Source organism: Pseudoalteromonas sp. S554, from assembly GCF_005930865.1.
Lineage (GTDB): Bacteria > Pseudomonadota > Gammaproteobacteria > Enterobacterales > Alteromonadaceae > Pseudoalteromonas > Pseudoalteromonas marina.
The window spans coordinates 181016-194574 of the sequence record NZ_PNDV01000001.1; the positions used below are offsets into that span (position 1 = coordinate 181016).

Sequence of the window (13559 nt, forward strand, 5' to 3'; positions counted from 1 at the left end):
TTGGTATAACAAACGATATTGGGATGAACTGGACTTTATCAACGAATAAAATAAAAAGAGCAGCTAAACAGCTGCTCTTGAAGGAATTAAGCGTTAAGCCCAAATGGGTCGTCGATACTGTGGCTAGGCTCTGTAAACCAATGCGGACCGTTGTCGGTCATATAAAAATGATCCTCTAAACGCACCCCAAATTCATCGGGTATCACTAGCATTGGCTCGTTACTAAAGCACATGCCTGGGGCAAGTGGGGTTTTATCACCGCCAACTAAGTATGGCCATTCGTGAATATCTAAACCAATACCATGGCCAGTTCGATGCGGGCAACCCGGTGTTTGGTACTGCGGGCCCAGCCCTTGAGCCGCTAAATAGTTACGAGCACCTGCGTCAACATCTTCGCATGTAGTACCAATGTTTGCGGTGTTAAATGCGGCCAGTTGCGCTGCTTTTTCGTGATCCCAAAACATGCGCTGGCGCGGTGTTGGTTCACCAAATACATAGGTGCGGGTTATATCTGAAAGGTAATCGTGTACTTTACAACCGGTATCTATTAATACCATATCGCCTTTTTTAAGCACTTGCGCATCTTTAACACCATGTGGAAACGACGTTGCTACGCCAAACAGTACAATACAAAAATAGTTGCCCGGAGCACCTACTTTTTGATGCGCTTTTTTTATAAAGGCTTCTACTTCTGTGGTGGTAATACCTTCGTAAAGCATACTCGCAGTGGCTTGGTGAACGGCTAAGGTCATGTCCATTGCGCACTGCATAAGTGCTAATTCGTTAACCGATTTGTGCATACGGCAATGTGCAGTAACACTTTGTGCATTGATAATATTCAAGCCTTTTTGCGCTTTGTTAATACCATCGAATATAAAGAACTGTGCGCTTTCATCGATGCCGATGGTGGCGTCGTCACTAATGTTTAGTTGCTTTAATACTCTAACAAATAGCGCATAAGGGTTTTCGTGCTCTTGCCAGCCGTGTATGGGCCCTTCAACCACTTTAAAGCCATCTAGAGTACCAATTTCAAAATAAGGTGCTATGTACTGTACTTCACCAATCGCAGGTAAAATTGCGCCAACCATACGCTCACTCGCATACCACTTCATACCCGTAAAGTAGGTTAGGTTGGTCCCTGCATTTAGGTAAATTGCATCAATGTTATTAGCTGTCATATAAGCTTGTGCTTTTGCTATACGTTCAATGTGTTCGTCAGTCTGAATAGGTGTTAACGATTGGGTCATATTACTTAAGCTGGCCAATGCTTGCTCTGGAGTTTGCGTGCCAATACCGATTGTGCTCATGGGATTCTCCTTGGAATTTTCGCTATTGTGCGCAATGCATTTTTAAAATTCAATGTTCTGCGATCAGCAACATCGATTGAGGTTTTTAGTGCGTTGGGGTTAAGTTGGGTTGTGCGTTTGTCATGACAAAGGGGTGACATGCACCCCTAAAAGTTATTTTTTTGCGTAGGGAAGGCGCGTTAATTTATTTGCTGTGTGGTAGCTGTCAAGGCCTGTAACCGCAACAGTATCAATGGCTTGTAAATCTAGAAATCCATCGCTTTGCAGAGCGGTTTCGTCTAAATACACATCGACAATTTCACCAATCACTAGTTCAGTTCCGTTAATTTCAAGATGTTTACTTTCAACAAATTTTACTGAGTATTTTAAGCGACTCTCTTTGACAAAAGGGGCCGAAAACTCATTTAAGTACTCAGGTGTTAACCCTGTTTCCTCAAATTCGGATTCGTCTTTGTCGTAGCGTGCTGAGGTTTGATGCGCTTGTTTATAAATAGACTTATTTACCTGATTGATAGTGTAAACACCTGTTTGTAATATATTTTCAAACGTATGGCGCGGTACACTGTGTGGGCGCATTATCATACCTACGAGGGGAGGGTGAGCACCCAAATGAATAACCGAACTAACAATCGATAAATTAGTGTTGCCTAGTAGGTCTTGTGTGCCTATTAGGTTTGCACTTTTAAACCCAGATAACGAGTTTATTAAATGTGTACGAGTACGTTTTTCAAGTGCGTCGATACGCGCTTTAGTAAAATGCATTTTAAATCCTTACCACGGTATAGTTGAGCCTTGCCAATCTAAATAAGCTGGCTCGCCATTTAGTTCTAAATCAGGGTTGTTATTTGTTAAGTCAAAAAGTTGGTGTGCTACAAATTCAGGTGTAAACAATTTGCCTTCGGGTACATTTTTTTGAAAAGGCTTAGACAGGTCAGTGTCAGTTGTACCAGGATGAAATAGCACAAGCTTGGTGTTCTTTGCACGACGAGCAAGCTCTACTGCAGCAGTTTTAAATAACATGTTAAGGGCTGATTTAGATGCCCGATAACTGTACCAGCCTCCCATTTTGTTGTCGTTAATACTACCTACTCGTGCACTTAAGGCAGTTATAGTGCAGTGCGTTTTATGATTGATTAAAGGCAAAACGCTTTGTAAGCAGAGCAATGGGGTGAGCGTATTTGCGTTTAGTAACAAATTAAAATAATCAGCGTTGATGTCTTCAAGCTTTTTTTCTGGCATGTGCTCGGAGTTATGTAACTTACCGTTAAACATTATTACTTGGTGTATGTCGGCTTGCTCATCTTTTAAATGTTGAGTAAGGCCAAATAAGCTGTCAGTAGAGTAATCAGTATTGTAAAAAGTAATGTTGTTACTGTGTTGTGGAACATGGTTACTTGAACTGACACATACAATGTTAAATTCAATTGTTTGGTTTTGAAGGTGCTTCACGTAGGCTTTAGCAATCGCGCTACTAGCGCCAAAAAGAATAATTGTCTTCATTTTTTTCCTTTTGATTTTATGGCGCACTGGCCGTTGTTACACTGGGTATTTGGCATTAAAAACCTGCTTATAGAGTGCCTATGTTTTGCAAAAAAAATATAGCCCCAATCTGCAAAAATACGAATAACAGGCAAGCGAAAAATTTTCAACCAGCGGTGTTTTCCAACTGTTTTCCACGCTTGATACGTTACGTCTAGCCCATAAATTAACTCGCCATTTTTTAGTTGCGCTTGTAGGTATGTAAGTGCTTGGTTTTTGTTTATATGCCTGTAGCGCTCGCTAAAATCAGCAGCATTTAAATCCTCAAGGGTAATTAAGCTATGTTTATCTGCTTGTTTTAACTGTTGCATTTCAGTGCTGCAAAGTGGGCAGTTACCGTCGTAAAAAATGATCATACCAGTGCTTTGTGATTATTTTATCTATACTTTTTTACGACATGACATTGCAAATGGATCTATTAAATATGCGCTCTTAATGATATTAATAGTCCTCCATGAAACAAAGGAGACTGAGAAATGAGTGAACAATATGCCGCCCTGCGAGGTAATGTAGGTCTACTTGGACAATTATTAGGTCAAACTATAAAAGATGCCCAAGGCCAAGCAATTTTAGATAAAGTAGAAGAAATTCGCGCTTTATCAAAATCCTCTCGTAGTGGTAATGAAGACGATCGCAAGGCGTTAATTGAAGTATTACATGCCCTTAGTGATGAAGAGCTTTTACCGGTTGCCCGTTCATTTAATCATTTTTTAAATTTAGCCAATGTGGCAGAGCAGTTTCATACTGTATCGCGTTTTAATGACGCTGGTCTTGGCCAGCAAAACCCTCTCACTCAAACATTAAAAACGTTAGCCGCTAAAGCACAAGAAGGTCAGTTAGACTCTAACCACCTTGCTGACACACTCTCAAAACTCCACATTAATTTAGTACTAACGGCCCACCCCACAGAGGTTACACGCCGTACAATTATTAACAAGCACGTTGAGTTGAGCGATTGTTTAGCATCGCTTGAACGAAAAGATAACTTGGAGCATGAGCGCGAAGCTATTTTAAATAGAATTGCTCAGTTAATAAGCCAAGCGTGGCATACAGACGACATTCGTCGTTCGCGCCCAACGCCTGTTGATGAGGCTAAATGGGGGTATGCAGTTATTGAAAATAGCCTTTGGCATGCTGTACCGCGTTTTTTACGTGAGTTTTCGGAGCATGCTAAAGAGCAGTTAAGTCTAGAGCTACCCATTGACTTCAGTCCAATTGAATTCACTTCTTGGATGGGTGGAGACCGAGACGGTAACCCATTCGTTACTGCACAGGTTACTTCGCAAGTTCTTGACCATGGTCGCTGGATGGCACTTGATTTATATAGCCGAGATATTGATACGTTATGCGCTGAGCTATCTATGTCTGACGCCAGCGACGAACTCATTGAGTTGGCAGGCCAAGACTTTGAACCCTACCGCACTGTGCTTAAAAAGCTTAAAGGCGAAGTGTCTGAAACAGTGGCGCATCTAGGTGCAAAAATTAAGCACAAACGCACTGACGCACAAGATCTTGTTACTGATATTAACCAGCTTAAGCACCCAATTGAGGTGTGCTATCGTTCTCTATTAAAATGTAACATGAAAGTCGTTGCCGATGGCTTACTACTTGATTTAATGCATCGTTTAAACAGTTTTGGCCTACGTTTGGCAAAACTGGATGTACGTCAAGATTCATCACGCCACAGCGATGTTTTTTCTGAACTTACGCGTTATTTAGGGTTAGGGGACTACAACCAGTGGCAAGAGCAAGACAAGCAAGCATTTTTACTAGCGGAGCTTAATTCGCGTCGTCCGCTTATTCCTAAGCATTGGCAACCAAGCCCTGATGTACAAGAAGTGCTCGACACCTTCGATGTAATTGCAAAGCAAGATGAAAAAACATTTGGTTTGTATATTATTTCAATGGCACGCACTGCATCCGATATTTTAGCTGTACAGTTACTTCTTAAAGAAAGCGGCTGTAGTTTTGAATTGCCAGTTGCCCCATTATTTGAAACATTAGACGATTTGAATAATGGTAGCGACGTGATCACGACGCTACTCGATAATGTGTGGTACCGCGGCCATATTCAAAATACGCAAAATGTAATGATTGGTTATTCAGACTCGGCTAAAGATGCCGGTATGATGGCAGCAGGTTGGGCCCAATATGAAGCAATGGATAAACTCGTGCAGCTTGCAGACGAGCGCGGCATTGAACTTGTGTTATTTCACGGCAGAGGAGGGACTGTTGGCCGAGGTGGTGCACCGGCTGCACAAGCACTCCATTCGCAACCGCCAGGCTCACTTAAAGGTGGTTTACGGGTAACAGAGCAAGGCGAAATGATACGCTTTAAATTTGGTTTGCCAGATGTAGCACTACAAAGCTTAAATATATATGCAGGGGCAGTACTGCAGAGTAACTTATTACCACCGCCAGAGCCTAAACCACAATGGCGCGAAGTTATGAAGCTTATTAGTGAGCAGTCGTGTGAGCATTACCGCAATGTTGTTCGCCACGACGAAAACTTTGTTCCTTACTTTAGAATGGCAACGCCAGAATTAGAGCTCTCTAAACTTCCGCTTGGCTCTCGCCCTGCAAAACGCAACCCTAATGGGGGCGTTGAAAGTTTACGTGCCATTCCATGGATTTTTGCATGGAGTCAAAACCGGTTAATGTTGCCCGCTTGGTTAGGTGCGTTAACAGGCTTAAAAAAGGCGCTAGATCAATATGGCTTAGAAACACTAAACGAAATGAGCCTCAATTGGCCATTTTTTAGAGCTCGTTTAGAAATGCTTGAAATGGTATTTAGTAAAGCCGATAGCTGGTTAAGTGAGCACTATGATAATGCGCTGGTGGAAGATATGTACAAGCCGTTAGGTGTAACGTTGCGAAAAGAGCTTGAGGAAGCCATTGAGCTTGTGCAGTCGCTAAGTCCGCAAAAAAGCTTACTTGCAGCTCAGCCTTGGATAAAAGAGTCGATTAGTTTACGAAACCCGTACACCGATCCGCTCAATGTCTTGCAGGTTGAATTGCTTCGCCGTGCCCGCTCTAACGAGGAGCATAACGAAGGTGACATCGATAATGCATTAATGATCACTATGACAGGTATTGCTGCAGGTATGCGTAATACCGGTTAATCGTTAACGTTTGTTATTTAGCAAGGGAACACGCCGTGTTCCCTTTTTTTGTGTTTAATAACCTAAGGTCTATTTACCTTTCGCGGTTAAATTTTCAGCAGTGTATTTGGTGCTTAGGCAAGGCAGCGCCTATGTAGTGTGTTTATTCCCGATAAATAGGCGATAACGCAGCATGAATACCAAACACGCGCTGCCCGAAGGTTCGTTCTAGGTGCGATTAACTCTTTGTTGCCTACATGAATGTAGGTAAGGAGCATGAGCAGGGCGAGGAAGCTTTGCTCGGTTTACTTAGCCCACATGGTTACAAACCTCGCGCCACGATTAAATCGTCTCTAGTTTGAAGAAGTTTTAAGCCTGAAAGGTCAACAGGCCCTAGCAATTTGGGTCTTAAACTTTTAAACTACTTAGCCATTGAATAATTAAAATACATTATGGCTTCAGCAACTTTTACTGTACAAGAAGATACAGCCCTTACAAATTCTCATATCACGTTAAACGTAGCGCAAACAGCGTCCTTACGTAGCCAATTAAAGTCGCAGCGCGGCATATTAAACACAAACAACATTGAACAGCTTTGCAAAGAGTTTAATGTTTCTGTCGATTCACTGTTACAAGGTTTAGTGCCCTTAGCGTCTGAGTTTTCAGTGGCTCCAGTATCACATTTTCATGTGGGTGCTATTGTCAAAGCTCTAGATGATCAGCAACAAGTTAATTTTTATTTTGGCGCTAATGTAGAGTTTGATCACCAAGCATTGAGTTTAGTTGTTCATGCAGAACAGTCTGCCATTAATAACGCTTGGTTAAATGGTGCTAAAAAAATTCTTAAAATTGCTATAAGCGACGCTCCGTGTGGCTACTGTCGCCAATTTATGAATGAATTAGCCGATGCGAAAGAGTTTGATATTTTACTTCCAAGTCAACATTTTAAATTGGCAGAGCTATTACCTCACTCGTTTGGACCAACCGATTTGGGTAACGAATTTAGCTTGTTTAACCCAAAGCCTCAGCTTGCGGTTTTTGATGACGAACAGATCGAAGAGGCTTTTGCTGGCTTTGCGTTAAATGCGTATGTACCGTACAGCCAAAATTTTAGTGCGGTCAAGGTAAGTACATTTAATAATGGGGATTTTTACGGCAGTTATGCAGAAAACGCAGCCTATAGCCCAAGTTTATCGCCTCTGCAAAGCGCGTTGAGTCAGTTCTTTTTAGCTGGCCTTAGTTTTGATAAAAAGACGGTGAAAGGCATCACACTTTTAGAAACTAAAGGGCACGAAAATCAAGCGGGTGTTTCGAAGGCGGTACTATCGGGATTTACTGATTTGCCAGAGCTAAAAGTAATTAGTGCAGCGCTTAAGTAGAGTCAAAAAAGCACAGCTAATAAGCTGTGCTTTCTCATATTAATTTTACTTATAAAGTAAAATTAACCTAGTAGCACCTTGGCGGCTTCTAATACAACTGCCACTGATTTTCTTTCTATTTCACCGTGGTCAACGTTAGGAATTTCTTGACGAGTACGGTTAACTAATACACCGGCAACACAGGCTGCTTGTAAGCCAAGGGCTGCACACATAGTGAATAATGTGGCCGACTCCATTTCGTAGTTCATTACGCCCAGCTTTTGCCATTCTTCACAACTACCTTGAAATGCTTTTGGCACATAACCAGAATGAGTATCGTAGCGCTCTTGGCCCGGGTAAAATGTATCGCTAGATGCAGTAATACCAATATGAAAGTCAATGTTTAAATTTTTACAAGCTTCAACCATGGCTTGTGTTGCATAAAAATCAGACACAGCAGGGTAGCTTAGTGGTGCAAAGTGTTGGCTTGCACCGTCTAAACGTACCGACGCTTGGCTAATTAAAATTTCACCTTCATTAATGTGCGGCTGAATAGCACCCGTAGTACCAATACGTAAAAATTGACGCACGCCCAATTGAGCAAGTTCCTCTACTGCAATAGATGTAGATGGACCGCCAATACCGGTTGAGCATATAACAACAGAGTGGCCATTAAGTTGACCTAGATAAACATGAAACTCACGTGTTTGAGCAAGGCAGGTTGGGTTGTCTAGGAATTGAGAAATACGTGCAGCGCGATCTGGGTCACCGGGCACAATCGCAAGTTTTGCACCTTGTAGATCGTCAATACATAGTCCTAAGTGAAATACCTTTTCCATATCTAAGCCTTTTTAAAATAATTTTTATCAATCTAGCATAATTGCTAGAAACCTTTCTTAAGTACAGGACGTATGTCCGTATTAATATAATTGAATGCTTGTTTAAGCCAGTAAAATAGGGCTTTAGCGTATTTTATTCATCAACTATGAATATTCAAGCACACTCATGGATTGCTGGTTTACTTGTGCGGTTGACTTGTGTGCGCAAGCATTATAAGTATCACTCAACTAAGTGGTTAGTCATAAATGATAATTGCCTGCATTAATTAAAAGTTTTTAAATATCAGTTGCTTATATTTTTATTTTAAGTTGGTTTTGAAAGGGTTTTTAATGATACAGACATAGAAAATTTTTAATTTTTTAATTATTTAAAGTTTAGGCCTGTTTAATCGTTTTGCATAAATAATCACTAAAATACGCACTGAACAATTCATAAGGATTTATTATGAGTCAAGAAATTCAAGCATTTAATAGTAAAGTAGAGCACTGCTTATGTGCTCCTGGCGATGGTGTTTTTACCGTTAATACTGCAAAAGAGCGAAAAGCGGCACTTCGAAATAAACTGTATGGTCAAACCGAAAATGTAGATACGCTCTGGCGCGAATCGTTAAATGAGTTGCCTCACTCTCCCCATAAAGCGGTAATGCTTGGAATTAGTTCTGATTGTGGTGGCGGTATTTTACGTGGTGCCAATTGGGGGCCTTTGTTTGTTCGCTCAGCATTAATTGATCAGCACCCTGAATGTCATTCGTTCGACTTAGGCGATGTGCGTGTTATTCCACATTTGTTACATGACAAGTACCTAAACGACACAACCATCTCTAATTGCCAAAAAGCGCTATACGGAAATGAAAATAACGACTACTACGTAAGTCCGTTATCAATTACTGAAGATGTGTGCGACAGCTTTTATGCCACGTTTAAAGATAAAGGTATTTTTGGTATTGGTGGCGACCACTCTATTAGTTATCCATTAACCAAAGCGTATTTAAAAGCAAAACGCGAGCAAGGGAAGCGTACGGCTATTATTCACTTTGATGCGCACACCGATTTGCTTGTGGAGCGCTTGGGTATAGATTTATGTTTTGGCTCTTGGTGTACACATATTTTAGAGTTTTTACCTGCACCCCATCACTTAATACAATTTGGTATACGTTCAAGTGGAAAACCAAAATCACACTGGGAAAACACATTTGGGGTTAAACAACATTGGGCGCATGAAATTATTGAACGCGGTGCAGCCGCTGTTGCTGCAGAGACTATCGCGCAACTAAAAGCGGATAATGTTGATGAAGTGTATGTAAGTTTTGATATTGACGCACTCGATGCCGAGTTTGCTTCTGCAACCGGTACACCGGAAGATAACGGTTTAACACCAAAGCACGCGCTAGACATTTTATCAGCCATTGGCGATGAATTTCCAATTACGGGCGCTGATATGATGGAAATAGCACCATTTACCGACAGTTCACTTGTGGGCCAAGCAAGTTCTGAGACAACATTAAAAGAAGGCGCAAAAATTTCAGCGTTTTTAATTAATGCGATGAATAAATAAGTGCTTCAAAACTAATACTATTGACTTAATCTTATTTTATTAAATACTCAAAACTAGCAGTCTACAAAGCCTCAACTATATTTATTGAATAATTGCACTAATTTAGTTGAGGTTTATACCCAATGAAGGGATTCGTTTTTTTACTTTGTTTTTTATACCCTATTGCGCATGCTAACGAAATTAATATAGTTACGGAAGTTTTCCCTGACTTTCAATATCTCGATGCAAACAACCAATTGGCAGGTCGCTCTGTAGAAAAGGTAAAAAACGCCCTTGATGCTGCTGGTATTAGTTACACTATGTCGGCTAACAATTGGAGTGTGTCTTATAACGCAGCCCTTCGAGATAAAAACACATGTATTTTCTCAATTGTTCGTTTGCCACCAAGAGAAAATAACTTTGTGTGGATAGCTGAACTTGAAGAGTTTGAGTCAGCGATTTATGGGCTGAAATCTCGAGGCATAAAGTTAAAGACTTTACATGATGCCAAACGCTATAAAATAGCAGTATTAAGAGATAACTTTAGCCATCATTATTTACTTGAACGCGGTTTTAACGAAAGCCGGCATCTGTTGCTGATTGATAACTTAGATAAAATAGATAAGTTAATTAGTGCACGCCGTGACATTCTTGATTTTGTCATTCTGAGTAAAAAACAATTTAATTACCGTCTCAAAACATCACCAAAGTTAAATTTACTCGAGCCAGTGCTAGATTTAAATACGGCTCAATCTCCATTATACTTTGCATGTAACATAAATATGGATGAGTCGTTAATTACACAGTTACAGCTTGCATTTAGACAAACCTCCTCTCTTAATTAGTGGCTAAAAATCATTTAACTAACTGAATAATAAAAACTTAAACATAAAGTAAAAATATCAATTGCTGCGCTTAAAAAAGCGACTATAATCAGCTGCTTTTTATATAAAAAGCGCTAACTTTTTGGAGCGTTAAATGGGTGATTTAATCGGGATTAGTCTTTTGATCTTGATCAGTGCGTTGTTTGCTATGTCGGAAATAGCAATTGCAGCGTCACGAAAAATAAAACTTCGCGTAATGGCAGACGAAGGCAGTTTAAATGCAGCTGCGGTATTAAAACTGCAAGAAAATCCGGGCGCGTTCTTCGCCATGATACAAATAGCACTTAATGCTATCGCTATATTAGGTGGCATTGTAGGTGAACAAGCATTATCGCCATACGTTGAAAAAGTATTGGTTTTATTTTATCAGGGTGCATATGTAGAGAAAATTAGCTTTTTATTCTCATTTTTTACTATTACCTCGTTATTTATTTTATTCGCCGATTTAATGCCAAAGCGATTAGCGATGATCATGCCAGAAGCTGTCGCCGTTAAGGTCGTTAACATAATGCGTTGGGTTACATTTGCATTAACGCCTTTAGTGATGTTTTTTAATGGCGTAACTAACTTTGTACTGCGACTGTTTAAAGTCCCCGCAGAGCGTGAAGATAATGTAACCACAGAAGACATTGTTGCTATGATGGAAGCTGGCGCTGAGTATGGTAGTTTGCAAAAACAAGAGTATGATTTAATAGGTAATGTTTTTGATTTAGAAGCACGCTTTTTATCAAGCGTAATGACGCCGCGGGATCAAATTGTGTACTTTGATTTAAACGAAAGTAGCCATGACATTGCGACCAAAATTATTGATCACCCGCATAATCATTTTTTAGTTGTGACGGGTAACTTAGACAAATTACATGGCTCTGTTGAATCAAAAGATATTTTACGCCAAGTGCTCAAAGGTGAAGCTGCTAACATCAATGACGAATTAGTTGATACCGATGTATTTTACTTACCAGAAACCTTAAGTTTATCAGAGGCGTTAAATGCATTTAAAAGCGCCGCTAAACCATTTGCTATTGTAGTAAACGAATACGCGCTGCTTGTTGGTATTGTTACTGTAAAAGATTTAATGAAAGGCTTTATGGGAGATTTAATAACTCACCAAGGGGATGAACTAATAATCGAGCGAGATAAAAGCTCGTGGTTAGTTGACGGACTGACGCCAATTACCGATTTAGCTAAAGTGCTTGATATAGAGGAGTTCCCAGAGCAAATACATTTTGAGACGGTGGCAGGCTTTTTAATTTACACCATGAAACGTATACCTAAACGTGCTGAGCATATAAGTTATGCGGGCTTTAAATTTGAAGTGGTTGATGTTGAAGGTATTCGTGTAGAGCAATTGCTTGTGTCTAGATTAGTTTAAAGCTTGCCATCCTAATCACTTTATAAACGCTTAACCACGTCATGAATAAAAAAGCCAAGTTCGCCTTGGCTTTTTTGTTAATAAAAGTTTATCAAATTGTTTGTTACAACAATTGTATTTGGCTATAGCCTAATGGGTATCTGGCTATATGACTCATACCTCTAATTAACTGAAATATAATATTTAAATCTTTTCACTATCTACTTTTAGGCTTTAATTTAAACAAAGAAGGTTTTTGCGTAAGTACTTTTCTATTTTTAAAAAATACAGTGCGCTGAGCACTATAGTTAGCTTGTAGGTGCAAATATTTATTATAAAAGCCTTATTAACATTACTTCGTGATTAAGTATGAGGTCGCATAGTTGAGTGTAATTTTGTGTAAAGATCAGCTTATTAAGATGTATTCTCACTAACATTTAATTTAGAATGATCGTTCACTCTAAATTAAAGGTATTTAACATGCAGCGTTCTAGCACCGCTTTATTTGTATTTTCAATTCTCATAGGTTCAGTTGCCTTAACTGGTTGTGACCAAGTGACAGAGCAGTCGCAGGCAGCTGCTCCTAAAGCTGTGCCGGTAGGGGTTATTACGCTTAAAAAACAATCGCTAACTTTAAGGCAAGAGTTGCCTGGACGTATTAGTGCATTTCAAATTGCAGAAATACGCCCGCAAGTAAGCGGTATTGTGCAATCACGTTTATTTACCGAAGGGTCTCAAGTAGAAAAAGGCCAAGCGCTTTATCAAATTAACCCTGCTACATTTGAGGCTAACTTAGCGGCAAGTGAAGCTGCTGTTGCCCGCGCTGAAGCAAGCATTGCAAGCAGTAAAGCTAAAGCGTCTCGTTATAGTGAATTATTAAAAATTAAAGCGGTTAGCCAGCAAGATTACGATGAGGCTGATGCAGCCTACAAGCAAGCAAAAGCAGAACTCCTTACTGCTCAAGCGCAGCTGCAAACCTCAAAAATTAATTTAGAATACAGTCATGTCTCTTCGCCTATTAGTGGGCAAATTAGTAAATCGAATGTCACCGTAGGTGCGTTAGTAAGTGCCAACCAAGCCACTTCTTTGGCAACAGTTACACAACTTGATCCTATCTATATTGATTTAACGCAGTCGAGTAGCGAATTAACTAAGCTTAAAAAAGCGATTGTTTCGGGCGACCTAAGTGTGGATTCAACTAGTCAAACCGATGTTGAACTTACTATGGAAGATGGCTCTTTATACTCTCATAAAGGCACTTTACAGTTTTCTGAGGTGACAGTTGACCCAAGTACAGGCTCGGTTACATTACGCGCTAAATTTCCTAACCCTGAAAAGTTACTACTTCCAGGGATGTATGCTCGTGCCTCAATTGTTGAAGGTGTTAAAAACGATGCTATTTTGGTTCCACAGCGCGGTGTTAGTCGAAACTCGAAAGGTGAAGCTACCGCAATGGTTGTTAGCAAAAACAATACTGTAGAGAGCCGCGTTTTGAAAACAGACCGCACCATTGGATCTAATTGGCTTGTAACCGATGGCGTAATGGAAGGCGATAAACTGATTGTAGAAGGGCTACAAAAAATTCGCCCAGGCGCACCAGTTAGCCCATCTGAAGTTCAAACTGCTAAAGCGCAATAACGGAGAAT

11 protein-coding genes are annotated in these 13559 nt (G+C 40.2%); 6 read left to right on the forward strand and 5 right to left on the reverse strand.

Features of this window, described 5'->3' with window-relative positions; all coding sequences use genetic code 11:
* Positions 1–86: 86 nt before the first annotated feature.
* The 4 genes from CWB65_RS00810 to CWB65_RS00825 form a co-directional block, all read right to left on the reverse strand.
* The gene (locus CWB65_RS00810; protein WP_138739621.1) at positions 87–1307 is read right to left on the reverse strand and encodes a M24 family metallopeptidase; all 1221 of its coding nucleotides are present in this window, start codon (positions 1305–1307) and stop codon (positions 87–89) included.
* Between the two features lie 153 nt (positions 1308–1460).
* Positions 1461–2069, reverse strand: a complete 609-nt coding sequence (locus tag CWB65_RS00815; protein ID WP_006791655.1) for a flavin reductase family protein — start codon at positions 2067–2069, stop codon at positions 1461–1463.
* Between the two features lie 9 nt (positions 2070–2078).
* Positions 2079–2807, reverse strand: a complete 729-nt coding sequence (locus tag CWB65_RS00820) for an SDR family NAD(P)-dependent oxidoreductase (RefSeq protein WP_008126211.1) — start codon at positions 2805–2807, stop codon at positions 2079–2081.
* Positions 2804–3202, reverse strand: a complete 399-nt coding sequence (locus tag CWB65_RS00825; RefSeq protein WP_138739622.1) for a thiol-disulfide oxidoreductase DCC family protein — start codon at positions 3200–3202, stop codon at positions 2804–2806. The genes CWB65_RS00820 and CWB65_RS00825 overlap by 4 nt, the downstream gene beginning before the upstream one ends.
* Before the next feature lie 120 nt (positions 3203–3322).
* Between CWB65_RS00825 and ppc the strand changes: the two genes are divergently transcribed.
* Together ppc and cdd are read left to right on the forward strand one after the other, a co-directional pair.
* Complete coding sequence (gene ppc / locus CWB65_RS00830; protein ID WP_138739623.1) at positions 3323–5968, forward strand: phosphoenolpyruvate carboxylase; 2646 nt, start codon at positions 3323–3325, stop codon at positions 5966–5968.
* A 431-nt stretch (positions 5969–6399) separates the two neighbouring features.
* Positions 6400–7326 (forward strand): cytidine deaminase, encoded by a 927-nt coding sequence (cdd, locus tag CWB65_RS00835; protein ID WP_138739624.1) that lies wholly within the window; start codon positions 6400–6402, stop codon positions 7324–7326.
* Between the two features lie 62 nt (positions 7327–7388).
* Here the strand turns inward: cdd and udp are convergent, their stop codons facing one another.
* Entirely contained in the window at positions 7389–8144 is a 756-nt protein-coding gene (gene udp / locus CWB65_RS00840) for a uridine phosphorylase (RefSeq protein ID WP_138739625.1), read from the reverse strand.
* Positions 8145–8589: 445 nt separating this feature from the next.
* Here udp and CWB65_RS00845 point away from each other — a divergent pair, with 445 nt between their 5' ends.
* The 4 genes from CWB65_RS00845 (at position 8590) to CWB65_RS00860 (ending at position 13551) form a co-directional block, all read left to right on the forward strand.
* Positions 8590–9699, forward strand: a complete 1110-nt coding sequence (locus CWB65_RS00845; protein ID WP_138739626.1) for an arginase family protein — start codon at positions 8590–8592, stop codon at positions 9697–9699.
* Between the two features lie 122 nt (positions 9700–9821).
* Positions 9822–10523, forward strand: a complete 702-nt coding sequence (locus CWB65_RS00850; protein ID WP_039037609.1) for a transporter substrate-binding domain-containing protein — start codon at positions 9822–9824, stop codon at positions 10521–10523.
* 133 nt (positions 10524–10656) lie between these two features.
* Positions 10657–11934 (forward strand): polyamine export protein PaeA, encoded by a 1278-nt coding sequence (gene paeA / locus CWB65_RS00855; protein WP_008126225.1) that lies wholly within the window; start codon positions 10657–10659, stop codon positions 11932–11934.
* Positions 11935–12393: 459 nt separating this feature from the next.
* The gene (locus tag CWB65_RS00860) at positions 12394–13551 is read left to right on the forward strand and encodes an efflux RND transporter periplasmic adaptor subunit (RefSeq protein WP_138739627.1); all 1158 of its coding nucleotides are present in this window, start codon (positions 12394–12396) and stop codon (positions 13549–13551) included.
* Positions 13552–13559: the final 8 nt, after the last annotated feature.